The sequence below is a fragment of the uncultured Sulfitobacter sp. genome, from assembly GCF_947497275.1.
Taxonomy (GTDB): Bacteria; Pseudomonadota; Alphaproteobacteria; order Rhodobacterales; family Rhodobacteraceae; genus Sulfitobacter.
The window spans coordinates 1-24,886 of sequence record NZ_CANMFS010000003.1; the positions used below are offsets into that span (position 1 = coordinate 1).

Genomic DNA, 24,886 nt, shown 5'->3' on the forward strand with positions numbered 1-24,886 from the left:
GCGAACTCCGTCCCGTCGAACGCCAGCGCACTGCCGTAGGTCTTGGCCGCGTCGTTCACCGTCAACTGCAGCGGCGCAGGAGTGATCTCCGCACTGCCCTCGCGCGCGACAACGGCATAGTCGCGCAGGGTGGAACTTGTCAGCGGCGTCGTGTCCAGCGTGAAAATCTGTGTACCAACGGTATTGTCCACAAAGGTCGGCGTTTCAAAGAGGGGCGTCGTGTCCAGCGTCTCGCCCGCGTCAGCGAAAACGTAGATGCCCGGTCCGCCAGAGACGGTTCCGCGGGCGACGGCGGTTGTCGTCTGGCCGTATGTAAGTACCAGGGCGCCAGGCGTCGCGAACACAACCCTGTCTATTGTGTAGATCGACGGGTAGCGGTTGATGGCACCGGGTGCCCAGACGTTCGCGAAATCCCATCCTGCCGCCTCGGCGCGTGTGAAAAACCCTTCTGTGTCCTCGAACTCTACCGTGCTCAGCCCTTCTCCGAGGCTTGCATCGCCGGTATCCGCTTGGCCCGCCGTGTCGACATCCCAATAGGACGCCGTAACCGTCGCTTCGGCGTTCTGTCCGATCAGCCCGCCGACTGTCGCAACACCTTCACCCTCATTCGATACGATGCCGTTCGAGTAGGTGTTGAGAACGGTGCCGCCTCCAAGAGCGCCGATGAGCCCTCCAACGAATTTACGAGCGAAACTGGACGCCGACACATCGCCACTGGCGTAGCTGTCGCGGGTCGTGCCGCTGAACTGAGTACCGGTGTGCCCTCCAACGGCGACCGGCACCGAGAGGGTCTGCCCCGATGCGGAACCGCGCGCCGCTGTGCGGGTCTGAGTATCGGAGTTCAGCCCGGTAAAGCCGCCGACCGACGACGCGTAGTTAGCTCCGCTCGTGCTGCCGTTGAAGGCCAGCATGGACAGGCTTGCATCGCCACTGGCGAATGCGTCCGTGATGGTGCCCTCGTTGCGGGCCGCGAACCCACCCACGACACCTTCGAGGTCGGTGGCGTAGGACGCAGCGCCGGTCGCGGCCGCCTCGCTGATCTCACCGGGGCCGCCGCTGTCGCTGCCGCGACCGTTGGTACCGACAAAACCTCCCACAAAACTGTTTACAAGCGCCGAGCTAACCGTGAGATTGCCCGATGCCGTGGCGCCGCTGATGGGGCCAAAGTTTACGCCGACGAGCCCGCCTGCCTCGGTTGTACGCACGCCTTCGACCAAAGCTTCGTTCGACACATCGATGCTGCCGGACGCCGTGACGTCCGTGACCGGACGGACCGCGCTGTTTTCGTTGAAACCGATCAGCCCGCCGATGCGCAGATCCGATCCTGCGGCTGCGATCGAAAGGTTGCCGGTGGCGTCCGAGCCGGTGATGGATCCGATGTTGTAACCCGCAAGCCCGCCTGCATAAACGGCATCTTCCAATGCGCTTTCCACCGACAAAGCCATCGCACTGGTGGCGTTGGTGATGCCTTCGATCGAGGTGTTTTCCCCTGTAAGCCCACCGATGTACAGCGGTCCGCCACTTCCGTCTGCGGCAACCGTACCGGATGTCGTGACTGTATCGACGGCACCGCCGTTGATGCCGACCGCGCCGCCGACGTGCCGCTGGCCGATGGTTGTCCCTGTTTCGAGAACCTGACCGGTAAAGGTGCTGTTGGACAGCGTAGAGAGGAAACTACGCCCGACAAGGCCACCAACAATCAGATCGGTATCGGACTCGTTCTCGGCGGAAACACGGCCCTCGAACCGGCTGTTGTTCAGCGTTCCTCCGGCGCCGCGCATGTCCCCCACCAGCCCGCCGGCGATGGTTCCGAATTCATTGGCGACGATGCCGGTGGCGGTGACGTTCTCGATCGTCGTATCAATCGCCGTTCCGATCAAGGCGGCGGAAATATTCGACCCGCCAATGAGCACGTTTCCAAGGGTCAGATCCTGGATGTCCGCCCCGTCGGTCCTGGCGAAAAGCGCGGCATCGAAATCATTGGAAGCCAGATTGTTGATGGCATTCTCCTGACCGTCGAACGTGCCGCCAAACGCCGATCCGCTCAGGCCGTCGATTGCGGCGAAACCGTCGCCGCTGTTCCAGTTTTCGGTCCCCGAGGCCTCGATGTCGTTCGCCAGCGCAAAGCTTTGGTTCAGCAAGGCCTGTGTCCTGAGCCCCTGTACCCCGTAGATATCGGTCAGCAGGTACGGATCCGCCGCAGTACCGGTGCCGCCGAGCGCGCGTAGAAAGCCGGTGTCGGTGTTCTGTGCGACCTGAAAGTCGGTCGCATCGAATGCTGGCAGCGCCGCGCCAAGCTGGGCCCAGTCGCCGCGCAACAGCTCGAACGTGCCCACGTTCACGGAACCGGCGGGGCCGGTGGTGATCGCACCGCCTGCGTCGATCTGCAAGCCACCCGCATCCGCATCGACACCGGCATCGAACCGCACGTCTCCGGCGGCCTGAAGTGCCAGAACGGTCGGCGCCGTCCAGTCTATTTGCGAAGCGACGGTGATATCGCCGTTTTGCGCGCCGACGGTCGCGCTACCGGTCGAAACTGTCACATTGTTACGCCCCAGGTTGTCTTCAAGCTGGGTGACTGACAGGGTCGAATTGTCAGCGTTCGGTGTTAAGTCAGTTGCCGTCAGCGTGCCGCCCGATGTCGGTACATCGTCAATTGTTACGTTGTATGGATCGAGCAGCAGTGTCCCGAACGCGCCGTGGGGGGCACTGGTATCAACCATGCCGCTGAACGCGAGCGTTTGCTTGCCGGAAACTTCGACAAAACCGCCGTCCCCTGCCGACGTACCGCCGCGTGCTGAGATGGTGCCGGCGAATTCAGTCCAGGTGTCGGACCACAGGATCACACGGCCTGCGTCACCGCGCGCACCTGCATCGGCGGTGATCGTGGTGTCGACATCGACGCCAAGGTAGAGTGCTGTGGGCAACGTGTCGCCGCCCTGGTAATCGCCGCCGATGCGCACGATTCCACCGCCGCCGCTGGCGTCGATCTTCGCGCCGATCAGCGAGATATCGCGGCCTGTGATAGTGACATCACCGCCGCCGGGCCGGGCCGCAGGGCGGCGCGATTGCGCCACGATGATGGCCGGGCGCCGTTGTTTCTTCGCCCGCGTTGTCGCGCGGCCCGAAACCGTCACCCGACCACCCGCACCACCGCCCAGCGTGATCGTGCCGTTGCTGACGGAGACCGAGCGCGCCTCGGCCACGCCCGACAGGTTGATCGCATGGCGGGCCGCGTGTCGCGCAGTTGCCGCCTGCATCTCGATCAACCCGCCATCGGCAGAGACCGTGCCTGAATGCTCGATCAGTGCGCGCATCTCGTCGCCGCCCTCGGAAGGGATCTCAACCTGCAGGAAACGGTCGCCTGACAGATCGAGCGTCGTACGCTCGCCCGCGCCAAAGCCGATCCGGCCCATCGGCACCATGACAAGACCGGAGTTCGAGACGCGACCGCCCAGAAGGGCCGCAAATCCGCCGCGCCCGATGATGATCCGGCCCGCGTTGTCCACGGCGGCTGAGCTGCCCACCCCGTCGAAACGCAGGCGCCCCGCCATGAAATCGTCGTCGTTCGTATCCAGCGTGGAGCCGACAAATCCGCCCTGCGCGCGAACTTCGCCCTGCGGACCGATGAACAGACCGTTGGGATTGACGACGAACACCTGCCCCGTCGCGGTCAGCCGGCCGTGGATCTGGCTCGTCGTATCACCGGTCACGCGGTTCAGGATCGCGCTCGAGGTGTCGGGCTGGCGGATGTCGACCGACCCGCCGCGCCCGATGGAAAACCCGTCCCAGTTCACGATCGCACGGTCGCTGCCCTGGTTCAGCACCATCCGCCCCGCACCCGGCGTCGAGATGGTGACATTGCCCTTGATGACGCTGCCACCCTGCGGCAGGACCGTTTCGGCAAGGGCCATATGCGGCTGTAGAAACCCCAGAAGAACCAGGGTTAGCGGTGTCAGGCGGACAGGCCCCCGGGAATCAGAAGCGGAAATTACCCGAAATGCTGAAACGCGTGTCATCCGAACCATGGTTCCGTTCTCCTCTGGCCACTTCGACCCTCAAACTGCTTGCTCTGAAACGTGAATCTGTCTGTGAAATTAGGTCCAGCCCGACGCCGTAGGACTGGGCGTTCTCGCTGTTGCGCTCAAGCGCCGTGGGCCGTTCAATCGAAATTCCGCCCGCAGCAAGAAAGACATAGGGGCTTACGACGACAGGCGTGTTGCCCAGCGCGGTCTTGGTCTGGTGCGCGATCTCGGCTCGCACGACCCAGCCGCTGTCACCGCGCAATTCGCCGGATTCAAATCCCGACAGTTCGCGCACGCCCGACAGGCCGAATTGCTCCGCCGTGACAAGCGCGTCTCCAAAAGAGATCTGCGCACGCCCTGTCACCGCCAATACGATGCTCTCGCTCAGGGCGCGCTGATGATAGCCTGAAAAGCTCAGCTTGGTAAAATCGGCATCGGCGCCCTGACGTGACAGAGGTGTTCCCACACCGGCGTCAGCAGCACTGCGCGCGCCCCATACATCGACGCCGCGCGACAGAACGGCACCGGCATCGGTGAACGCTCCGTCGTCGTGGATATAGCTGACGTTGCCGCCGAACCGCAGCACGGTCGTCTTGTCCTCGTAGATCGGCGTGATGCCCCCGGAAATCAGATCCTGGCTGTCGCGCTGGCGATCGATCGAGAACTGCGTGCTAACGTTAAGCTGCCGCGCGCGGATCAGCGGATAGATCAGCCGCAGGGACTGACGGTCGAAGTTCGACCGAGTCGGCGCCGCATCGTCGTCGGGGGTCGTGTCGCTGGTGGTTACTTCTGCGTTGAGGACCAGACCGGATGGCCCAAGCGGCACCACGAAGCCACCTGCCAGAACGCGGTAGCGCGGATCGCTGCCCAGATAATCGCTCGGCGCACCCGACGCGCGGAGGTACAGCGTTTCACCGTATCCGAAAGGGCTGTTGAATTCGATGCCCGCATTCAGCGTCAGGCGGCCCAGCTCATCCGAGGCGTTGTTGTCGAAACCGACAAAACCAGTGATTTTCTGGTACTCCGGATCCAGTGTCAGCACCGTCCCCCCCGGGCGTTGTCCCGCCCCCAGCACCGTGCCAAGTGCAACGCCGGCGGTGTCGCCCGCCAGCAAAAGCTGTCTCTCAAGCTCGGCCAGCGTGAGCCCCTTGCGGTTGACCAGCGGCGCGGTCAGCTGGTCGATCCGCCGCTGCACCTCAGGCGGGACGTTGCTGCGGTCCACTGTCTCGACGAAACCGTCCACCACGACCACTCTCAGGACACCGCCGTCGCGCAGACTTTGTTGGGGCAGCACGACCCGGGCCAGAACGAAACCGGCGTTGGCATAGGCTTCCTCCAGCGCACCGACAGCGTTGAAAAGTTCCGACACCGGTACACGGCCTCGCGTCAGCCGCGCCTCGAGCGCGGCGTTGGCTTGCGCCATCTGCGGCAACCCGCCTTGCAACGATACACCCGAAAGTGTGATGCCGATCCGCTCCGCGCCCGGAGGGGCTTCGGTGCTGGTCGCGCCGGAAAACACGATCGCGCCGTCGAGCTTTTGCAGCGGTGGGATGAAGCTGTCGGGCGTCACGCTGCTTGCGGTGTTGGCGTCTTGTGCGCCGACGCTATCGGAAAGCACCAAAGCCATCGCAAGAGCACAGGACGCAACGGTTCTCGGACGCAGGTTTCGGATCACCATCGGGCGCACTCCAGACAATAAATTCGGACAAACCGGACACGAAAATAGTACATGAGCCAAAAATCACAGGCTCTTGACGTAGAGTAACCCGCGCAATGGCGCAGTTTGCAAGGAATTTCTACATTTTTGCGCCGCTACGCGTCACAGATCGGTGCGAACCACGGGGTAGCACCGCAGCGAAAAGCCGCCACATTTACGCTTCGCGCGCTATTCGATCTTGATCTGGTGACAATTACCATCCATATACCATCCAATCAGATGGAGTTTTGATAATGACCAACGTCAGACAGCTGCGCGACAAGACACCCGAAAGCGAAAAGATCACGATCAATCTCGGCTACGTGGACCTCGGCCGCATCGATCTTCTGGTGCAGGAAGGGTTCTATTCAAACCGCAGCGATTTCATCCGTACGGCGATCCGCAATGGGCTGGAGGCGCACAACGAGGTTGTGAGCAAGTCAATCGAACGACACACGATGGAATTGGGTCTGCGCGATTTCAGCGTGTCGGACCTGGAGGCGCTGCGCGCCGCGGGCGAAGTGCTGCACGTCAAGGTCGTCGGTCTCGCGCGGATCGACCCGGATGTCACGCCGGAACTGGCGCTGGCGACCATCGGTTCGATTACGGTTCTCGGCGCCCTGCAAGCCAGTCCCGATCTCAAGAAGGCACTCGCCGACCGCATCAAATAGGCGTTTCAACGCCGATCAAAAAGGAAAGAACATGAAAAGATTTAACGCCGGTGCACCCCACCGGGCGACCGATGACGCACGCGTCGCGCACTACAGCGCCGCTTCCGATCTGGTACGCAGAACCCTCGCGCAGCACGGGCTGATGCCTGCCGCGCAGGAAGGTGACGCCGGTGGCCTGCCGTTCGCATCGCCGGATATCACGGGCCTGTTTGGCAGATTGGGCACCGCACACCGTCGCGCACCCTCTGTCGAGGCAGCACTTCCTGCCGGTGCCAGTTTCGAGCGACAGACCTATACCTGCGCCTCGGGCACCCGTGCCTATCGCACTTACGTACCGTCCACAGGCACGCAAGGCATCGCGGGCGTCGTACTGATGCTGCACGGCTGCACACAGACACCAGAGGATTTTGCCGCAGGAACGGGTATGAATGCGCTGGCCGAAACGCACCGGCTGGCCGTTGTCTATCCGCATCAGGCACGCGGAGAGAATGCACAATCCTGTTGGAACTGGTTCCGGCGGGGCGACCAGATGCGCGGCCGGGGCGAACCCGCCCTGCTTGCCGGTCTGGTGGCGCAGGTAGCCTCGCAGCATGCAACCCCGACGACACCCGTTTTCGTCGCAGGTCTTTCCGCCGGCGCGGCGATGGCCGTTATCCTTGGCGAGACCTATCCAGAGGTTTTCTCCGCCGTAGGTGCCCATTCGGGCCTGCCCTTCGCTGCAGCGACGGACATGCCATCGGCTTTTGCCGCTATGGCAGGCCAGGCGCCGCGCGCGGCCGGGTCTTCGGTCAAAGGCACCGTGCCGACCATCGTGTTTCACGGATCTGCGGACACGACTGTGCACCCATCCAATGGCGACCGGATCGCGCGTGACGCGCATCATCCGGATGTCCACCAGCCGTTGGTGACAGACAACCAAAGCACCGTCGCAGGCCGGCGTGTGGACCGCACGGTTACGACGACGCAACAGGGCCGGCCGGTGCTGGAGCACTGGCGCATCGACGGCCTCGGCCATGCATGGTCCGGCGGGCAGCCCGCCGGATCCTACACCGATCCTGCGGGGCCGGATGCGAGCGGTGAAATGATCCGTTTCTTTTTTGAAACCACTTCTGAGAGCAAATGACATGACCAATCTTACCCTGACTTTCGACGCCGTGGACGAAGCTATACCCGGACCGAAATGGGCCGCCCGCTGGCACCGGTCCTGGCCCGCCTACGAGGCGTGGTTCCTTGCGCGCGGCGGGGACTCCGGCCCGTCGGCGCGCACCTGCCGGGACAAGCTGACGCACTTCATGCCAGAGCTGGTACCGGTCTACGACCGTCTGGTCACATTGGCGGGCGGCTCGGAGAGAGCAGCGCGGTTCCTGTCGACCTGGTGCCCGCCAACCTATCTGGGAGGCTGCTCGCTTGCTGCGGTGGCCGACGGGCGCGACGTGCGACTGGTGCGTAATTACGATCTTTCACCTGACCTGAACGAAGGGCTGCTCTTGAGGACCGAATGGACCGGGGGCGCCGTGATGGGCATGGTCGAATTCCTGTGGGGGCTTTCGGATGGCATCAACGATGCTGGTCTCAGCGTCGCACTTGCCTATGGGGGGCGGTCAGAGTCCGCCGACGGTTTTGGGATCACGACGATCCTGCGGTACCTGCTGGAAACCTGCACCACTGTTGATGAAGCGATGACCGCGCTCAAACGGATCCCGTCGCATATGGCGTACAATGTTGTGCTGGCAGACGCCGCAGGCAACACCGCGAGTGTCGAGATGTCGCCCGGCGGCGGGGCGCGCCGGATGCCGCAGGCGATCGCGGCAAATCACCAAAGCGCGCCCAGCCAAGCGGACCATCCCGCGTTTACCCGCAGTTTCGAGCGCCACGCGCATCTCGCGCAGTTGGATGCATCTCCGACCGCGCTCAACGCGGCGTTCCTGAAAGGACCGCTTTTGCAAAACCGGTACGCGCAAGGGTTCGGCACACTGTTCACGGCGGAATACGATCCTTCCGCCGGTACGCTCGGTCTCACGCTGAACGGGACGCGGTGGGATCAGTCTCTGACCGCGTTCGAGGAAGGTCAGCGCATTGTCGACTACGCGCGGATACCCGACGCCGCCAACAATCCACTGCCGCCGCGAGAGGCGGTCAGTGATCTGCAAGGCGACACCTACACGCAAAGCGCGCCCGACTGGACCAGGGCCGCGCGCATCGACTGGAGCAAGGTTGCATCGGATTATGCCAGCGGCAAAGGGCGCCCGATCAGGTCGTATCTGGCCGACGTCGCATAGAACCGGCTAAGCCTACACGAATAAGCGGGCCCTGCTTGGACGTACAAGCAGGGCCCGTCCGATACGAAGATCCATTACGGATCGGGCAGATCCGGTATGATCTTGTCCAATGTTGCGGGATAGTCGCGCACGCGCACCCCGGTTGCGTTGAAGATCGCATTGGTCACCGCCGCGCCGGCGCCTGAAATGCCAAGCTCTCCCACCCCTTTGGATTGGATCGGGTTGGCCCATTCATCACGTTCCTCAAAAAACACAACATCAAGTTGCGGCACATCGAGATTCACCGGGACATGGTATTCGGCGAGGTTGTGGTTGACGACATGACCGTCGCGTTGATCGTGGACCAGGTCCTCGGTCAGCGCCGCCCCGATCCCGAAGATCATGCCGCCGTGGCATTGGGATGTCGCGGTCTGCACGTTAAGGATGCGCCCCGCCGAAAACACACCCAGCATCCGCCGCACACGGGTTTCGCCCGTCACGGCATTTACCGCAACTTCCGCGAAATGCGCGCCGAAGCCCGCGTGTTGCACCACCTCGCTCGTGTCTCCCGGCTCGATATGACCGGTCGCCGTCAGCGTTTCGCTTAAGAGCGCGCTGAGCTTTTTGCGTACGTTGCCGGAAGTCGCCATGCCGTCTTTCAAGGTCAGGTCGGATGCCCGTGCGCCAAGCATTTCGGCAACATCGCCGCGTAAGGACTGACAGGCAAGGAACACGGCCGATCCGACAGAGCTTGCGCCCCATGATCCGCCGGAGCCAGCGCCGGGGGGCAGATCGGTATCACCCAATTTCACAGTGACGTCGTCTAGCGGCAGTCCGAGCAATTCCGCAGCAATCTGGGCGAGTATTGTATAGGTGCCGGTACCGATGTCCGTCATGTCCGTCTCGACAACCACTGTCGCGTCGGGGTTCAGAATGACGCGCGCCTTTGCCTCCGACAGGATGTTGCCGCGTGCGGCGGACGCCATGCCGTGCCCGATCAGCCATTCGCCTTCGCGGTTCTGTCCCGGTGTGGCGTTGCGTTTTTCCCATCCAAATCGCTGCGCCCCCTCGGTCAGGCAATCCGCAAATCTGCGGGACGAAAATTCCTTGCCGTTTTCGGGGTGGACGTCGGGGATGTTGCGCAAACGCAAGTCGACGGGATCTATGCCTGTCTCATGAGCCAACTCGTCCATCGCGTTTTCCAGCGCAAGCATCCCGACCGCTTCACCGGGCGCGCGCATGGATCCGGCACAGGTGCGGTGAATGCGCGCGATCTGGTGCGAATAGGCACGGTTCTTGCCTGCATAGAGAAAATGGGTGGCGAGAGCGACGGGTTCGCTAAACGCCTCGCCGGGTAGGTTCGACACGGTCGCGTCGTGGCCAATTGCCGTCAGATTGCCTTGCGCGTCTGCCGCCAGACGCAGCCGCTGGCGGGTGCCGCTGCGGCGCATCGTTGTCTCGAATACCTGCGCGCGGGTCATGACTACGCGTACCGGCCGCTCCAGTTCCTTGGCCGCGATTGCAGCAGCCACCGCTTCGGGTGCGATGCCCAGCTTGGACCCGAATCCGCCACCGACATAGAGGGCCAGAACACGGACGTTTTCAGCGTCGATACCCAAGGCATCCGCGAGCTCATTACGGTTGTATTTAAGCATCTGGTAGGAGCCATACAGTGTCAGCTTGTCGCCCTCCCACTGCGCCAGGGACGCATGTGGCTCCATCGCCGCACTGTTTTGCGAGGGCGTCGTATACACGGCGTCAACGCTGGCATGGGCCTGTGACATCGCAGCATCTATATCCCCCTGCTCGGTCTGCTTGCCATCAGGCCGGTCAATGACGGCATCGGGATCGTCCGGATCAGTCGCCCCCGCCTGAGCAGAGTAGCTCACCTGCGCGGATTGTGCCGCGTGCCGGGCCTGTTCGAATGTCTCGGCAACGACAAGCGCGATGGGTTGTCCGAAATAGGCAACGTCGCGTGGCCCCTGGACCGGAGCTTCGTTTGCGGTGCCTTGCGCGGGGTTGCGCAACAGCCGCTCGTCGGTGATGACCGCAAGCACACCCGGCATCGCACGCAGCGCCTGTTCGTCGATCTGTGTCACCTTCCCCTTTACGACAGTGGCACGGACCAACACTCCTACAGCTTCGGATCCGTCCCCGAATTCCGCCGCATATTGCGCCTGCCCGCTGACTTTCAATGGACCGTCCCTGCGCGGTGCCGCAGTGCCCACGATGCCCTGCGCCATGTCGGCAAGGACATCCGGCTGCTTTGTGTCCATCTTGTGATGTGCGCTCATTGGTTTGTCTCCGTCGCTGTGCGCAGCACGGCCTTGAGCGTGCGGCGGGCAAGTGGGATCTTGAAATCATTCGCGCCGTAACCGCGCGCATCGGCAAGAAGGATGTCCGCAGCCTTGTCGAACAGCGCGTCGGACGGTCTGTTGCCAATCAACGCATCCTCGACAGCGTCGTTGCGCCACGGCTTAGGGGCGACACCGCCAAAGGCCAGCGTCGCGCGGGCAATTTTTCCGTCGTCGATACGGATGACCGCCGCAACCGACACGAGCGCGAAGGCGTAGGAGGCCCGGTCGCGGACCTTGCGGTAAATATGCGTGCCCGGTTCTGGTGCAGGCAGCAGAACGGCGGTGATCAGATCGCCGGGCTTCAGCACCGTTTCGATTTCGGGCGTATCACCGGGCAGACAGTAGAAGTCGCCGAGCGGGATGCGTCTCATATCGCCCGCCGTGTCTTCAACCTCGACAACGGCGTCCAGCGCCATCATCGCGACAGCCATGTCGGACGGGTGCGTTGCGATGCAGTGCTCGCTCGTCCCCAGAATAGCGAGGATGCGGTTGAACCCTTCTCTTGCCTGACATCCACTGCCCGGCTCGCGCTTGTTGCACGGCATAGCTGTGTCATAAAAATAGGCACAGCGCGTGCGTTGCAACAGATTGCCACCCGTGGTCGCCTTGTTACGCAACTGTCCCGACGCACCGGCCAAAAGCGCCCGCGACAACACCTCGTACTCCTGCCGTATCCGCCCATGCGCGGCGAGATCGCTGTTGCTGACCAATGCACCGATCCGCACGCCACCGTCTTCGGTGTCCGTGATCTGGTGCAACTCAAGCCGGTTGATGTCCACGAGCGCGTCCGGCGCCATGACCTCAAGTTTCATCAGATCGAGCAGATTTGTTCCGCCTGCGATAATCGTCGCCCCGGTCGCGGCGTGGTGCGTCGCGTCGGTCCGGCTGGCGGCACGGGCATATTCAAACTCTTTCATGGTGTTTCTCCCTCAGCGGCTTCGCGGATAGCACGCACTATTCCGGGGTACGCGGAGCAACGGCACAGATTGCCGCTCATTCGCTCGGAGATTTCCGCATCCGACAGCACGACATCCTCAGCCAGCGTCTCGGATACATTCGATGGCCACCCGGCACGGGCTTCTTCAAGCATCGCAGTCGCCGAACAGATCTGGCCAGCGGTGCAGTAGCCGCACTGAAACCCGTCGTGACGTACGAACGCCTCTTGCAGCGGCGACATTTTCTCCGGAGTGCCGAGGCCTTCGACGGTGGTAATGTCATCGCCGTCGTGCATGCAGGCCAGCGTCAGACAGGCGTTGATCCGCCGTCCGTTGATCAGCACGGTACAGGCGCCGCATTGGCCATGATCGCATCCCTTCTTCGTCCCGGTAAGGTCGAGATGATGGCGCAGCGCATCCAGAAGTGACGTACGCGGATCAGCGTCTATCTCATGCGCCTCCCCGTTGATCTTGAGCTGAGTCTTCAGAGACATGGATAGGGCCTTTCTGGTAGAAGTGTGCGGGCGTCCGGTGCAGGACGATCGCGTAAGGGATGGATCTATCGGCCAAGCGTGACGTTCTTCCGAACGCCGCTGACTTGAGGATTTTTTCGTACGACCGGACGGTGGCAGTGTCCTTGGGTGTTTTGGCAACCGCGGTGCGACACTTTGAGAACGCTAACCTGCCGCATAAGTTCCCCTTTTGCGCGAGTTGCGGTTTAACCCCCACAGAACGCAGCGACGCTCTGCGTCTGTTGCCCCTAAGTTGGAGCCTCGGACCGAGATCGGGACACGCACCTCTCAGCTCTGTGACAGAGGGGCCGACTGAATTTTTACCCGCTACGCTTGACCCGGATACGCGAGGCCGTAGATCAAGCATCTCGACTTAGAAAATTGGACCCCACATGTTTGCTGTTGAAGTTCGCGACCACATCATGATTTCGCACTCCCTGCCCTCGCCCGTCTTCGGCCCCGCTCAGGGCATGCACGGGGCCACATTCGTGGTCGACGCTGCGTTCTATACGGACGATCTTGACGATAACGGGCTGGTCGTCGATATCGGGCTCGCTACGGACGCCTTGGCCGCCACGCTTGCGCCCCTGCGGTATTGCAATCTTGACGAGGTACCGGAGTTCGAGGGCAAGATCACGACCACCGAGTTTCTGTGCCACCATATTTGGGCACAGCTGCGCGATGCCGCGAAATCGCAGGGGATCGGCGACAACGGGCGCCTGCGCCGGATCCGCGTGATGCTGCACGAAAGTCACCTCGCACGCGGTTGGTACGAAGCGGATATTTAGGGTGGCGTTCTCCGTTGACTGGCTGGCACTGCGTGAGCCTGCGGATATGGCAGCGCGTGATCGGGATCTGCTCGGGCAAGCGGCGACGATTGCCGCAGGGGGGCTAGCCGTTCTCGACCTTGGCAGCGGCACAGGATCGACCGCGCGGGCTTTCGACGCGGCGGGCGCGCCAGATCTGAAATGGCGGTTTGTGGACAATGACCCCGCACTGCTGAAAGTTGCGCGCGAAAGCTTTTCTGACAGTGCTCAAATTTTGGGTGACTTGGGCGACATCGACGCGCTGCCTCTGGACGGGGTCGGATTGGTGACCGCGTCCGCGCTGCTTGATCTGATGCCCCATCACTGGCTTTCGGCGCTTGCGCACCGCCTGCGTGCCGCGCACATCCCCTTCTATGCCGCACTCAACTATGACGGCAACTTGCTCTGGACGCCCAACCATCCGCAGGATGCAAGCATCACGGACGCGTTCAACGCGCATCAACGCGGTGACAAAGGACTTGGCCGCGCGCTTGGACCCGACAGTGGTGTGCAGGCGGCAGCCCAGTTCGATGCGCTGGGTTTCGACGTCTCTCTGAAGAACAGCCCGTGGAGGATCGGGCCCGGACAGGCCGCGCTGCACAGCGCGCTTCTGGATGGCATTGGCGCCGCCGCCGGCGAGGCCGGCCATCGCGGCGTACCGGAGTGGACAGCCGCACGCCATGCGGGCGTACACCACAGTCTTTGCGAGGTCGGTCATACCGATCTGTTGGCCATTCCCCCGGAATACGGCTCATGACATTGCGCGATACTGGGCTATTTCATACCGAAGAATGTTCCAATCGCTGTCCGAATACCGCAGCAGAACGGGTGTTGGCAGTGGCCTCAGGGAGGGCGAGATGAACCTTGTCGACGTGACACCGAGTGTCTGGGACAGAATTCTGGCAGTGCGCAACGGCAGGGCCTGTTTATGCTGTGGCGCCTGGTCACCGGGCGAGCGGCGCAGTCTTGCGCTTTACGGAGCACTTGCACAGCCCGATGCCGAAACTAGTGTTGTCGCCCAGATCGGTCAATCGCTCGACGGTCGGGTCGCCACGATTTCGGGCGATGCGCAGGATGTCTCCGGTCCCGACGGGCTGGCGCATCTGCACCGCATGCGCGCGCTGTCCGATGCGGTGGTCGTCGGAGTCAAAACCGCGCTGAAAGATAATCCGCGGCTGACGGTGCGCCTTGCACCGGGTGAAAACTCCGCCCGTGTGGTGATCGACCCGTCCGGCAGGTTGCCCAACGATACAAGACTGCTAACCTGCGACAATGCCCGGCGGATCGTCATCCAGGCGGTGGACAAGCCGCGGCCCGCCGGTGTCGAAGTGGTCCGGCTGCCGCGCGGTGACTGGATCGCGCCGGATGCGATCATCTCGGCGCTGCGCGGTCTGGGGCTCAAGAGACTGTTGATCGAAGGTGGCGGTGTCACAATCGCGCAATTTCTTGAGGCGGACGCGCTGACCCGACTTCACATTGCGGTGGCGCCTGTGCTGATCGGTGCCGGTCCGCAAGGTCTAACTACGACGCCGGTCGCGACGCTGGCACAGGCACGCCGGCCCATGACGCAGGCGTATGCACTTGGATCGGACGTTGTTTTCGACTGTGCGCTCACGCCTGCCACATCGCCACGTCCGACCTGCACCCATTCGGGGTGTACTGCCGAACACTGACACCTGCGCCGCCTGCCCTACCGCTCGCAAGTGACCGAAAACCGAGGACTGCAAACATGTCAACACAGACCGACACGCTCTCGCCCGCGCCGACCGGAAAGGTCGCGCGTTGTGTCACCGATGTGCGCATGGGGTCGCCCTGTGTCTTCGTGTCGGACAGCGACGACACCATTTCGGCAGCGGTCAGAACACTCTCAGACGCCGTGAAGATACTTTCCGCTGCGCGCCAGCCTGTCGTTACGGGCCAGCCTGCCAGCGTAATGTTCTCGACCGAAGCCGCGAATAACGAGCGATTGCATACATTTCACGAGTTCACCAATGGGGCCGGGGATTTGCCTGACTCTTTAAAATGCGATTGCGGCCCGCAAAGGCGCGCGGACCTTGGACGGACAGGATCGGAAGGTGCCAGCCTCCGGCGCTACCGCCATCAGGAAGGCCGTGGCAACGGTTTGGCAAACATGATCCGGGTCTATGTACATCAGGAAAAGTATCTCGACACGGGCAATGCCGATCACCGGTCGGCGCTCGAGGATGATGATGCCTTCGCGCGCGCTGCCAACGCGCAGAAACACGGAGGAGTCCTGTGATGCAGTTCGATCGCGAAGCACGGGCGCTGTGGATGACCGCCAGAAATAAGGCGGCACTGCGCACAACCCCCTATGACGTCCCCGATACCCATGTCGTCATCGAAACCATGTTTACGGGCATCAGCAAGGGCACCGAAAAGCTGGTCTTTGAAGGACGCGTGTCGCACGGTGAACACGAGACCATGCGCGCGCCTTTTCAGGAGGGAGACTTCTCGTTTCCGGTGAAATATGGATATGCCGCCGTTGGCCGCCTGTTGGACGGTGCCGGTGCGGGTGACATCGTGTTTGCTCTTTTCCCCCATCAGGACTACTTCTCAATACCGGTCGAAGCCGCTTTGTCGGTGCCGCCGGACGTCCCGGCCGCGCGCGCCGTGCTGGCCGCGAATATGGAGACCGCGCTGAACATTCTTTGGGATGCGGGCGTTCAGGCCGGGGACCGTGTGGTTGTCGTCGGCTGCGGCGTCGTGGGGGCGTTGGTGGGGTATCTCGCCAGACGAATTCCCGGCACCGAGGTGTGTCTGTGCGATATCGACCCGGGGCGCGCGACATTGGCAGACACGCTGGGGTGCAATTTTGCCCTGCCGGATGAGGCTCCGAATACCGCAGACGTTGTCATCCACGCCTCTGCCACGGCAGCGGGGTTGGCCACCGCGATTGCGCTTGCTGGAGTCGAGGCCACAGTGGTGGAGGCAAGCTGGTACGGCGAGGGTACCACGCAAGTTCCATTGGGCGGACGGTTTCACCAGCGGCGGTTGCGCCTGCTCAGTTCGCAGGTGGGTCGCATCCCGCCAAGCCATGCAGCCCGCTGGACCCATCGCCGCAGGCTGCAGGTGGCTTTGTCGCTGTTGGCCGACCCGACGCTCGACGCGCTGATCTCAGGTGAGACGCGTTTTGAGGAGCTGGCTGTGGCGTATTCTGCTATCCTCGGCGATCCGCAAACCCTGTGTCACAGGGTCCGGTTCGATGACTGATGCCCCCAACGATGCGACCACGCCGGTTTTCGACGGCGCCAGCGATACACTGCGCACCATGGTCGATGCGGCGGTCCAGGCCGGTGCGCTATTGGTCGCCGCGTCGCAACGCAGAACCGATCTGCGCGTCGATGAAAAATCCGCGGGCGATTTCGTATCAGAGGCGGACCGCAGCGCTGAGGCGCTGATCGCCGATGTTCTGATGGGCGCCTACCCGGCCTACGGCTGGTTGGGTGAGGAAACGGGCGCGCGCACGGGCCGGAACAGTGATCTGCGCTGGATCGTGGATCCGCTGGACGGGACCACGAATTTCCTGCGCGGCCTGCCACATTGGGCGGTGTCCATCGCGCTGTGCCGGGGCGAGGATGTCCTGTGCGCCGTCGTTCATGATCCATCAAAGGCCGAAACCTTCGTTGCCGAACGCGGCGCAGGCGCACATCTCAATGGACTTCCGATCACGGTGACCAAGGGTATTGCGCTGGATGCCGCGTTGTTCGCGACCGGCGTACCGGCGGGCGGGCGCATCACCTATCTGCCCGATTGTCTTGGCGATCTGGAACGGTTGATGCCGAGATCGGCCGGCGTGCGGCGCTGGGGGGCGGCGGCACTGGATCTCGCCTATGTAGCGGCAGGCCGCTACGACGGCTATTGGGAGCGTAACCTTGGCGCATGGGATGTTGCCGCCGGGATGTTGCTGGTTCAGGAGGCAGGAGGCCGCATTGCACCGTTGTGGCCGAGTCACAGCGTGCTGTCATCCGGGTCCTTTGTGGCCAGCAACGCCGATCTCGGCGACGCTCTCGCCGCGCAGATTGGTCGCCGTTCCGACTGCGAGGGTTGGCATGGCTGATCGTTTTCACGCATTTCAAGGACTGACATGACCGGAACTCTCGTCTTTGCCGTCCCCGGCGACATCCAGACACGCACCGGCGGATATCTATATGATCTCAAGCTGATGAACGCGCTTTGCGCGCTTGGCGTCGACGTGCGCCATATCGCGCTGGGAGACACCTTTCCCGCGCCGACACGCGCACACGCCACATCTGCCCTCGCGCAGTTGCAATCACTTCCCCCAGAGGACGCAGCCCTGGTGGACGGACTGGCGTATGGTGCGCTGGATACGGACGGTCTACGCGATGTGCGCGCGCCTCTTTTTGCACTGGTGCATCACCCGCTGGCGCTTGAAAGCGGCCTTGAGGCCGGTCTGGCCGATGCAATGGCTGCGCGCGAACGGGCCAATCTGGCGCTGGCGCGGCATATTTTCGTGACCAGTCCGCATACCGGCGGAATCCTTTCGCAGCATTACGAGATTTCGCCCGACCGGGTCACCGTGGTGCGGCCCGGTTTCGACCCCGTCGCCGAAATTGACACTGCCGCAAAGGACACGCCGCCGCTTATCCTGTCCGTCGGGATCCTGGCGCAGCGCAAAGGGCACGACATCCTGCTGCGGGCGTTATCACGGCTGGGCGATCTGCCGTGGCAGGCCGATATTGTCGGGCGCGAACACGAGCCGGGCATGAACGCACGTCTTTCGGCACAGATCAGGGATCTGGACCTGCGCGAGCGTGTTCGCCTGTCGGGTGAGATCTCAGACGCCGCACTCGAAAGCCGCTACCGGCGCGCGACACTGTTCGCGCTTGCCACCCGCTACGAGGGCTATGGCATCGTGTTCGGCGAAGCGATGGCGTACGGGCTGCCCATCGTGTCGACGCGTGTCGGCGCAGTGCCGGAGACTGTCGCCAAGGGCGCCGGGATGCTGGTGCCCGCGGACGATCCCGAAGCTTTTGCCGGGGCGCTGAGGCGTCTTTTGACAGATGCCAAGGCCCGCGAGACCTGCACACGGGCCAGTTTCGCGGCGGGTCAGGCACTTGCGGGTTGGTCCGATGCGGCGGCACTGGTGCGTGACCGGCTGCCGCTATCTACCGCGCCCTGAAGACGCGGTGGAAGCCGCAGTAGCGATCCCTTGACTTGGGTACGCAGCAAGCGTCAAAAGGCCGGGCACACTTGCGATCAACAGCGCAAGACCATAGGCCACACCCGCCGCAACCCCCGCCTCGGCTCCCGCGCCGATGATCGGGAAAAGCGCCGCAGCTGCTCCTTCGCGCAGGCCCCATCCGCCGACCGAAACCGGGATCATCATTGCGCTGAGGATCAGGGGCACAAGGACCAGCGCCGCTTCGACGGACATCACGGTACCGGTTCCACGGGCAGCGGCCCAGAACGCAAGGACCATCAACAGCGCAATCACCAGCGACAGCGCCAGTTGCCGCCCGATTACGTCAGGGGCCAACAACGCCGTCCCGAGCGCGTTCACGAAGCGGCGCAACGGCCCGACGAACCGCGCCAAGATCGCGATGCCTGCCCCCAGAATACCGAGACAAACACTGCCCCAAAGCGCGCCGCGCACCAGCCAACCGGGCCAGTCGACACCCCCTGGCAGCAGCGCCAGCACCGCACCGCCCAACAAGACAAGCGCCACGGCCGCCTGCCCCGCGAGACGCTCGATCATCACCGCATGGGCGGAACCGCTCAGCCCGCCCGCGCCGCGCGGGGCGCGGACAGCACGCCCCGCATCACCAAGCACACCGCCCGGCAGGCAAAGGTTCACGAGCTGCGACAGGTAGTATTCGCGCACCGCAAAACCAATGCCGAACATGGCCCCCAGACTGCGCGCCGTGATCTGCCAGCGCCACGCCATCAGGACGGTCATCAGCGTAAAACAGGCGACTGACACGGACAGCCAGCGCAGGTCCGTTTCCAGCAGACGGTGGTAGGTAGCAGACGGATCCACGCTCCAGAACAACGCGGCCAAAAGCGCCAGAGACACCGCCAACCGCAGCAGATATTCGCGCCACCGGGTCACGATGCGTCCGCCATGCGTGACAGGGTGCTGTAGGCGCGGATGAACCGGTCGCGGAAATCCTCCATCGGCCAGACCGGTGTATCCGCCTGCGGGACCATCCCGTCCTGCCACTCCCATCCGTCGGCCTGAGCAATCAGGTCGGGCGGCCCGATCAGGTGCACGGCCACATCACGGCTGTCGCTCCCTGCGACAAAACCGGCAGGCTGGTGATCCCCGAGGATAACAAACAGCGGCAGGTCATCGCGGCGCGCGGCGTAGGCAGTCGCGGCTTTGAGGGAATAGTCGACCGCCAGACGGTACTGATCGCGCACACGGTCACGGTCGCGCCAGACTGCGGCCGGTGTATCGCCCGATGCTGCAATCTCGTTGAACACCGTGCCGTCGCCCACATCGGCCCAGTCGATCATCCGGGGTACAGGGACCCAGGGTGCGTGCGACGAGATGAGCGCGATCTGAAGGAAATCGGGCCGCGGATCGGGCGGCAGCAGCGCCGCGTAGGCCGACAACGTGTATTGATCCGGCATCGTGACCCAGTTGAACGGAAGTCCGGCATAGCCCAGATCATCCGCAGCGAGGATGGTATCGAAGCCCATCGTCAGCCCTTCGGGCCAGGCCAGTGTGATTGCGGGCATGACAGCCGCCGTGCGAAATCCGGACGCCTGTGCGAGGTGGAACAGACTTTGTCGGCCGGAGGCCAGCATGGCGCCATAGCGCCCTTGATCGGTGGTGCGCAGACCAGAACCCAAGGTGCCGTGCGCCAGCCAGCTTTGCCCGCCGGCGGTGGGTGAGTTCAGCCACCCGCTGCGCATTGCGTAGCCCGCGCCCGACAACTCCGCCTCTGCGCGTCCCAGCGTCCCGACATGCGTTGGCGCGTAGAGAGGATTGTCAAAACTCGTTTTGCCATAGCTCTCGATATATATGACGACGATATCACGCCCGCCGGTCCGGTCGAAAAGCGCGGATTGGCCCTTGTAGGGATCGCGTGCCGCGGCCGTGCGAAACAGCCGCAATTCTGACAGGGCATCCCGACCACGCGTGATCTGTGCTGCGGCCAGAACGGCATTCGAGGCGGAACCGGGCGGCTCCACCGGTATGCTCCATATCCCCCGTGCTTTACCATAATCCGCAAGGGCAAGGATCACCGCTCCGGCAAACACTGCACCTGTCGCCAAGCGCGCGCGGGGCGAGAGAGGGTGCCTCGTGATCCTGCGCAGGGCAAGGTATACCGCGAATGTCAGGGTGCAAAACGCAACAAAACCAAGGCTCGCCGCGATCCACGCGGCAACCGGCCCGATGCTGCCGGATACCACGTCAAACCCGGCCCGTATCAGAAACATGTCGACCACAGGGCTGAACGGTCGGTTGAGCGCCGACAGCATTGCGAAATCACCGATCTTGAGAAGTACGATGAGCATCAGGGCAAAGGTAATGCATGCACTTAACGCGGCACCAACACGCCAATGCGGCGGCACCACGACAAGCCCCGACACGAGCACCACCCACTCCAACGGAAACGTCAGGGCTGCGTCTGACAGATCGCGGGGCGATGCGGGCAACACCAGCAGGACGTACAGCAACATTGCGCCAGCCGCTGCCGCGATACAGGCCCGCATGCGTGATCGATTCATCGTTGCCGCGCCAGATACCGGATGTCGCGCCCGAACGACCACACAAGCAGGGCCGCGGCACCCAGCGCGATTGCGCGGGCGGTCTGATCGGTGAACACGGGCAGCAGCAGGAGGCAAAGCGCCCCGATCTGGATGACGCACACAACCTTGCGGCCAAGGCGATCCGGCAGAGGCGCGCGCAGCCACCCCAAAAGGAACCCTGCCGCCAGAAAGGCGTAGCGGCTGAACCCGAGGATCAAAAGCTCGGGCCCGGCGCGCTCCGAAACCAGAAGCACGAGGGCAAGCATGCAGGCCAGTCCGGCATCGACTTCCATATCGAACCGGGCACCGTAGGCCGAGGGTACGCTTTGATGGCGCGCAAGCCATCCATCCAGACCGTCGAGCGCGAGCGCGGATGCTGCGACGGCGAAAATCGCCAGCCCTGCGCGGTCCAGCAGGGTCTGGTCGACCAACGCCACCGCCAGCGAACAGACGAGTGCAAGGCGAAAGAGCGTTACGGCGTTGGGACTGCCGTAAACATCTCGTGGATACCCCAGAGGTGCCATCGCGTATAGCGATGCCGCGGCAGCGCAGGCATATAAAGCAAAAGCGATCGCTGGTGCAGCGATCCCGCCTGCCGGATCGAGCAGACGCACAAGAACAACCACACCGACAGCAAAAAACGCCGCGAGCAGCGCCCCCTGCGCCTGGGCGCGCGACATATGCCACCAAGCCAGCACGGTAGGTCTGAAGGTAAAATGATTCCCGGTTCTCATCTCTACAGATTTAGCGTTCAACATCCGATTTCAAGACAGCGTACATCACAACGTCACACGCGGCTGTGCCCCGAGGGAACAGCGCAGATGCGCGCCACCAAGGGCCGGTGGTCCGACGCCGCGCGAATGGCGGGACTGTCGAGCGCGGCAAGCCCGGTCGGCCCGGTCGCATCGTCCGTCAAGATCCGGTCCAGCGGCAACACCGGGCGCCGCACGGGAAAGCTGGCCACAGCGCCACCGCGCAGCGTGCTGCCGAAGAACCGTCGCGAGAGCGCGAGACCGCCCCAGGGCCGCCACTCGTTCAGATCACCCAGCAGCAAGGTACGCATTTTTGGTCGCCGCGCGATGTACTGTCCCAAGGTGCGCATCTGCACCGCGCGCAGCCCCTGAAGAAGCGACAGATGCGTTGCAATAATGCGCAGATCATGACCGTTGCGGCGGACCTCCGCCACCACGGCACCGCGCGGATAATGTCCCGGCAGATCAATCAATGCGCGTGTGCGCACCTCGAACGCGGGATGCAGATACAGCACTGTTCCGAGAAAGCCGTGGCTTTGCGCGCCCCATCGGGCATCGGTCGGGCGATGTAACCAGTCCAGTCCTGTCGCTGCCTCGATCCGGTGCGGATCGATCAGACCGTCATAGGGCGGCTGCTCACCGTCCGCTTCTTGCAGGGCAAGAATATCGGGCCGTGTCGCCGCGATCTCGTTGGCGATCACCCGTTCAATTCTTTGCGGATCGACCCTAGTGTCGCCGCCACGCGCACGGTGGACGTTCCATGTCGCGCACCCGTAGGTAGACCGTGCTTGATGTTCGATGGCGGATATCCTCCGGGGATGCTTTACCGGATGTATTCCGCATACGGCTCACCCGCGCAAGGCGGGCATCGTATCGCTTGCCGCAAAGAAATTTTCGCTTAGACTTCAGGTCTCACCCCTCTGCGAAAGGATCCGCCTGTGACACGCTTTTTTCCTTCGGCCGCTCTCGCCCTCTCACTTGCCCTTCCCGCGCAAGCAGAGCCGCTCAGATACGAGCTTGATCCGGCCCACACCACAGTCGCTTTCACGATCCAGCATCTCGGCTACGCCGACACGCTGGGGCTTTTCGGCGAGGTTTCGGGCGGCTTTACCTACGACATGGAGACGCAGCAGCTGTCGGACGTCAGCGTCACTGTCGCTGCAGACAGCATCACAACCCTGAACGAGGCCCGCGACGATCATGTGCGCGGGAATGATTTTCTCGGCGTCCAGGATCATCCAACAATCACCTTCACCGCCGATAGCGGCACGGCGCGCAGTGACACTGCAGGCACCGTCAAGGGCGAAGTCACCATTCTCGGACAAACCCGTCCCCTCGCACTCGATGTCGAACTTGCGGGCCAAGGTCCCTATCCTTTCGGGCACAAACGCTTTGTCCTTGGCGTATCGGCGCGCGGCAGTCTGATGCGCAGTGATTTCGGTATGAACTACGGTGTCGACAACGGACTTGTCGGGGACGAGGTGCAGATATTGATCGAGACAGAAGCGATGCAGGTAGAGTGACCCAGAACCGGTCCGAGGTTCTGCGGCGCGGCGCGCTGCGGGTTGCGGCTCTGCGCATACGCAGCGACTAGATCTTGCGCCCGGTCTCTTTCCAGTATGCGGCCCGCAAACGTGGCTTGAATATCTTGCCGCTGTCCTCTCGCGGCAAAGCATCGTGAAAATCTATGATGCAGGGATGTTTGAAGCGGGCGAGCTTGCCGTCGAGCAATGCACGTACCTCTGCTTCGTCGGGGATCCACCCATCGGCGGGTTCGATCGCTGCGACGATCTTTTCGCCGAATTCCGGATCGGGCGCACCAAAGACCGCTACATCGCGGATAAAGGGTGCGCGCATCAGGACCGCTTCGATCTCGGCGGGAAAGATATTCGCACCGCCCGATATGATCATGTCCTTCTTGCGATCGGTAATGAAAAGATAGCCGTCCGCGTCGAGCCATCCCAGATCCCCCACCGAGACATGGCCATGCTTTTCCGCCATGCGCCTGCTATCGGGATCGTTTGAGTAATCGAAACCGCCGAAAGCTTCCATGCGGGCATAAATCTCGCCGACCGCGCCCGCCGGAAGCGTGTTCCCGTCGCCGTCGAGGATCAGAACGGTGCCGCCCATCTGCATCCGGCCGGCGGTGCCCGGTCTGGCAAGTGCCTCTGCGGATGACACCATCGTCATGAAACCGATTTCCGTCGCACCGTAGCTTTCCCAAAAGACCGGCCCCCACCAATCTATCATCGCCGCTTTGAGATCATGCGGCCAGGGCGAGCCCGTGGAGACGCAGAACTCTACCGATGACAGATCGTACCGCGACTTCACCGCTTCGGGCAGTTTCAGAAGCCTGCTCATCATCGTCGGCACCAGATAGACATGGGTGATGCGCTGCTGCGCAATGGTTGCGAGGAACGGCTCCGGTTCGAACCTGGGGGCGATGAGGGTCGACACCCCTTGTGCGACGAGCGCGGCACTCGTCAGCGTCGACGGTGCCGAATGATAGATCGGGGCGGCGGTAAAAAAGCGCGCACCGGGTGTCAGTTGCATCATCTCGGTAGCGACGCGCTTGAGCACATCTTCGAAATTTCTGCGAGGGCCGCTGCCGGTGCGACGGACACCTTTGGGTGCGCCCGTCGATCCGGACGTGTACCGCATTAGTGGGCGCATCATCTCGCGTCGCTGCAACGGTGCCTGCGCCGCGACAAGATCGCGCCACTCGGGGCAGTCGGGTCGGGCGTTGGCAGCGTGCACGTCGATACCGTAGGCTGCGCGCAGTGCCGCACCCGGTGCTACCGCAATGACCGTGCGCCCGTCAAGGGCCGGACCGAGAGCCTCGATCAGATCGCGGTGAATGATCACGAACCGCGCGCCGCTGTCGTCGCAGATGGCCGCGACTTCTTCGGCCGCCGCGTGCCAGTTGAGCGCGACGATAACCGTACCGGCCCGTGCTGCCGCACGCATGATCTCCAACTGCGCGAGGTCGTTGCGCATGATCACCGCAACCGGCACATCCGTACCGGCCCCCAGTGCGATCAGCGCCGCCGCCCCTTGTGCCGCGCGCATCTCCAGCGCGTCACGGGCTACGCGGGTGTCGAAATCGGCAACGAATGGCGCCATCCTGTCGGTCC

General features: G+C 63.1%; 21 protein-coding genes. 11 read left to right on the plus strand and 10 right to left on the minus strand.

Annotated elements, in window-relative coordinates:
* Nucleotides 1-3,914 (minus strand): filamentous hemagglutinin N-terminal domain-containing protein (locus tag Q1A06_RS06785; RefSeq protein WP_299560606.1); only part of this gene is annotated, 3,914 nt, incomplete at its 3' end.
* Nucleotides 3,915-3,978: 64 nt separating this feature from the next.
* The gene (locus Q1A06_RS06790) at nucleotides 3,979-5,652 is read right to left on the minus strand and encodes a ShlB/FhaC/HecB family hemolysin secretion/activation protein (RefSeq protein ID WP_299560609.1); all 1,674 of its coding nucleotides are present in this window, start codon (nucleotides 5,650-5,652) and stop codon (nucleotides 3,979-3,981) included.
* Between the two features lie 323 nt (nucleotides 5,653-5,975).
* On the opposite strand from Q1A06_RS06790, the gene Q1A06_RS06795 reads away from it, so the two are divergent.
* The 3 genes from Q1A06_RS06795 to Q1A06_RS06805 are packed head-to-tail and all read left to right on the plus strand — an operon-like array spanning nucleotide 5,976 to nucleotide 8,671.
* Nucleotides 5,976-6,392 (plus strand): CopG family transcriptional regulator, encoded by a 417-nt coding sequence (locus Q1A06_RS06795; RefSeq protein ID WP_299560612.1) that lies wholly within the window; start codon nucleotides 5,976-5,978, stop codon nucleotides 6,390-6,392.
* A gap of 31 nt (nucleotides 6,393-6,423) precedes the next feature.
* Entirely contained in the window at nucleotides 6,424-7,515 is a 1,092-nt protein-coding gene (locus tag Q1A06_RS06800; protein WP_299560615.1) for a PHB depolymerase family esterase, read from the plus strand.
* A 1-nt stretch (nucleotide 7,516) separates the two neighbouring features.
* On the plus strand, nucleotides 7,517-8,671 hold the full coding sequence (locus Q1A06_RS06805; RefSeq protein WP_299560618.1) for a C45 family peptidase: 1,155 nt from the start codon (nucleotides 7,517-7,519) through the stop codon (nucleotides 8,669-8,671).
* Nucleotides 8,672-8,745: 74 nt separating this feature from the next.
* Here the strand turns inward: Q1A06_RS06805 and Q1A06_RS06810 are convergent, their stop codons facing one another.
* From Q1A06_RS06810 to Q1A06_RS06820, 3 genes are read right to left on the minus strand one after another with little or no spacing between them, the layout of a single operon-like run.
* Nucleotides 8,746-10,944 (minus strand): xanthine dehydrogenase family protein molybdopterin-binding subunit, encoded by a 2,199-nt coding sequence (locus tag Q1A06_RS06810; RefSeq protein ID WP_299560621.1) that lies wholly within the window; start codon nucleotides 10,942-10,944, stop codon nucleotides 8,746-8,748.
* A complete protein-coding gene (locus tag Q1A06_RS06815) occupies nucleotides 10,941-11,924 on the minus strand; it encodes a xanthine dehydrogenase family protein subunit M (RefSeq protein ID WP_299560624.1) in 984 nt (327 codons plus the stop codon). The genes Q1A06_RS06810 and Q1A06_RS06815 overlap by 4 nt, the downstream gene beginning before the upstream one ends.
* Nucleotides 11,921-12,430, minus strand: coding sequence for a 2Fe-2S iron-sulfur cluster-binding protein (locus Q1A06_RS06820; protein WP_299562010.1), 510 nt, complete (start codon nucleotides 12,428-12,430; stop codon nucleotides 11,921-11,923). The genes Q1A06_RS06815 and Q1A06_RS06820 overlap by 4 nt, the downstream gene beginning before the upstream one ends.
* A gap of 416 nt (nucleotides 12,431-12,846) precedes the next feature.
* On the opposite strand from Q1A06_RS06820, the gene Q1A06_RS06825 reads away from it, so the two are divergent.
* From Q1A06_RS06825 to Q1A06_RS06855, 7 genes are all read left to right on the plus strand, one after another.
* Nucleotides 12,847-13,242, plus strand: coding sequence for a 6-carboxytetrahydropterin synthase (locus Q1A06_RS06825; RefSeq protein WP_299560627.1), 396 nt, complete (start codon nucleotides 12,847-12,849; stop codon nucleotides 13,240-13,242).
* A 1-nt stretch (nucleotide 13,243) separates the two neighbouring features.
* On the plus strand, nucleotides 13,244-14,017 hold the full coding sequence (locus tag Q1A06_RS06830; protein ID WP_299560630.1) for a class I SAM-dependent methyltransferase: 774 nt from the start codon (nucleotides 13,244-13,246) through the stop codon (nucleotides 14,015-14,017).
* 100 nt (nucleotides 14,018-14,117) lie between these two features.
* The gene (locus Q1A06_RS06835) at nucleotides 14,118-14,933 is read left to right on the plus strand and encodes a RibD family protein (RefSeq protein WP_299560633.1); all 816 of its coding nucleotides are present in this window, start codon (nucleotides 14,118-14,120) and stop codon (nucleotides 14,931-14,933) included.
* 56 nt (nucleotides 14,934-14,989) lie between these two features.
* On the plus strand, nucleotides 14,990-15,520 hold the full coding sequence (locus Q1A06_RS06840; protein WP_299560636.1) for a hypothetical protein: 531 nt from the start codon (nucleotides 14,990-14,992) through the stop codon (nucleotides 15,518-15,520).
* Nucleotides 15,520-16,491, plus strand: coding sequence for a zinc-binding alcohol dehydrogenase (locus tag Q1A06_RS06845; protein ID WP_299560639.1), 972 nt, complete (start codon nucleotides 15,520-15,522; stop codon nucleotides 16,489-16,491). The genes Q1A06_RS06840 and Q1A06_RS06845 overlap by 1 nt, the downstream gene beginning before the upstream one ends.
* Nucleotides 16,484-17,338 carry an inositol monophosphatase family protein gene (locus Q1A06_RS06850; protein WP_299560642.1) on the plus strand — a complete coding sequence of 285 codons (855 nt, stop codon included), beginning with the start codon at nucleotides 16,484-16,486 and terminating at the stop codon, nucleotides 17,336-17,338. The genes Q1A06_RS06845 and Q1A06_RS06850 overlap by 8 nt, the downstream gene beginning before the upstream one ends.
* 27 nt (nucleotides 17,339-17,365) lie before the next feature.
* A complete protein-coding gene (locus Q1A06_RS06855; RefSeq protein ID WP_299560645.1) occupies nucleotides 17,366-18,421 on the plus strand; it encodes a glycosyltransferase family 4 protein in 1,056 nt (351 codons plus the stop codon).
* Here Q1A06_RS06855 and Q1A06_RS06860 read toward each other — a convergent pair.
* From Q1A06_RS06860 to Q1A06_RS06875, 4 genes are read right to left on the minus strand one after another with little or no spacing between them, the layout of a single operon-like run.
* Nucleotides 18,404-19,351, minus strand: a complete 948-nt coding sequence (locus Q1A06_RS06860) for a lysylphosphatidylglycerol synthase transmembrane domain-containing protein (protein ID WP_299560648.1) — start codon at nucleotides 19,349-19,351, stop codon at nucleotides 18,404-18,406. The genes Q1A06_RS06855 and Q1A06_RS06860 overlap by 18 nt on opposite strands.
* On the minus strand, nucleotides 19,348-20,979 hold the full coding sequence (locus Q1A06_RS06865; protein WP_299560651.1) for a sulfatase-like hydrolase/transferase: 1,632 nt from the start codon (nucleotides 20,977-20,979) through the stop codon (nucleotides 19,348-19,350). Before Q1A06_RS06865 ends, Q1A06_RS06860 begins: the two co-directional genes overlap by 4 nt.
* A complete protein-coding gene (locus tag Q1A06_RS06870; protein ID WP_299560654.1) occupies nucleotides 20,976-21,734 on the minus strand; it encodes a CDP-alcohol phosphatidyltransferase family protein in 759 nt (252 codons plus the stop codon). The genes Q1A06_RS06865 and Q1A06_RS06870 overlap by 4 nt, the downstream gene beginning before the upstream one ends.
* 53 nt (nucleotides 21,735-21,787) lie before the next feature.
* Complete coding sequence (locus Q1A06_RS06875; protein ID WP_366523514.1) at nucleotides 21,788-22,588, minus strand: endonuclease/exonuclease/phosphatase family protein; 801 nt, start codon at nucleotides 22,586-22,588, stop codon at nucleotides 21,788-21,790.
* Between the two features lie 102 nt (nucleotides 22,589-22,690).
* Between Q1A06_RS06875 and Q1A06_RS06880 the strand changes: the two genes are divergently transcribed.
* Nucleotides 22,691-23,275, plus strand: a complete 585-nt coding sequence (locus tag Q1A06_RS06880) for a YceI family protein (RefSeq protein ID WP_299560657.1) — start codon at nucleotides 22,691-22,693, stop codon at nucleotides 23,273-23,275.
* Between the two features lie 67 nt (nucleotides 23,276-23,342).
* Here Q1A06_RS06880 and Q1A06_RS06885 read toward each other — a convergent pair whose 3' ends face one another.
* The gene (locus tag Q1A06_RS06885; protein WP_299560660.1) at nucleotides 23,343-24,875 is read right to left on the minus strand and encodes an AMP-binding protein; all 1,533 of its coding nucleotides are present in this window, start codon (nucleotides 24,873-24,875) and stop codon (nucleotides 23,343-23,345) included.
* Between the last annotated feature and the right edge of the window lie 11 nt (nucleotides 24,876-24,886).

Coding starts and splice junctions, on each gene's coding strand:
- Q1A06_RS06790 (WP_299560609.1), bottom strand. CDS start 5,652: ATGGCTTTGGTGCTTTCCGATAGCGTCGGCGCACAAGACGCCAACACC.
- Q1A06_RS06795 (WP_299560612.1), top strand. CDS start 5,976: ATGACCAACGTCAGACAGCTGCGCGACAAGACACCCGAAAGCGAAAAG.
- Q1A06_RS06800 (WP_299560615.1), top strand. CDS start 6,424: ATGAAAAGATTTAACGCCGGTGCACCCCACCGGGCGACCGATGACGCA.
- Q1A06_RS06805 (WP_299560618.1), top strand. CDS start 7,517: ATGACCAATCTTACCCTGACTTTCGACGCCGTGGACGAAGCTATACCC.
- Q1A06_RS06810 (WP_299560621.1), bottom strand. CDS start 10,944: ATGAGCGCACATCACAAGATGGACACAAAGCAGCCGGATGTCCTTGCC.
- Q1A06_RS06815 (WP_299560624.1), bottom strand. CDS start 11,924: ATGAAAGAGTTTGAATATGCCCGTGCCGCCAGCCGGACCGACGCGACG.
- Q1A06_RS06825 (WP_299560627.1), top strand. CDS start 12,847: ATGTTTGCTGTTGAAGTTCGCGACCACATCATGATTTCGCACTCCCTG.
- Q1A06_RS06835 (WP_299560633.1), top strand. CDS start 14,118: ATGAACCTTGTCGACGTGACACCGAGTGTCTGGGACAGAATTCTGGCA.
- Q1A06_RS06840 (WP_299560636.1), top strand. CDS start 14,990: ATGTCAACACAGACCGACACGCTCTCGCCCGCGCCGACCGGAAAGGTC.
- Q1A06_RS06845 (WP_299560639.1), top strand. CDS start 15,520: ATGCAGTTCGATCGCGAAGCACGGGCGCTGTGGATGACCGCCAGAAAT.
- Q1A06_RS06850 (WP_299560642.1), top strand. CDS start 16,484: ATGACTGATGCCCCCAACGATGCGACCACGCCGGTTTTCGACGGCGCC.
- Q1A06_RS06855 (WP_299560645.1), top strand. CDS start 17,366: ATGACCGGAACTCTCGTCTTTGCCGTCCCCGGCGACATCCAGACACGC.
- Q1A06_RS06865 (WP_299560651.1), bottom strand. CDS start 20,979: ATGAATCGATCACGCATGCGGGCCTGTATCGCGGCAGCGGCTGGCGCA.
- Q1A06_RS06870 (WP_299560654.1), bottom strand. CDS start 21,734: ATGAGAACCGGGAATCATTTTACCTTCAGACCTACCGTGCTGGCTTGG.
- Q1A06_RS06885 (WP_299560660.1), bottom strand. CDS start 24,875: ATGGCGCCATTCGTTGCCGATTTCGACACCCGCGTAGCCCGTGACGCG.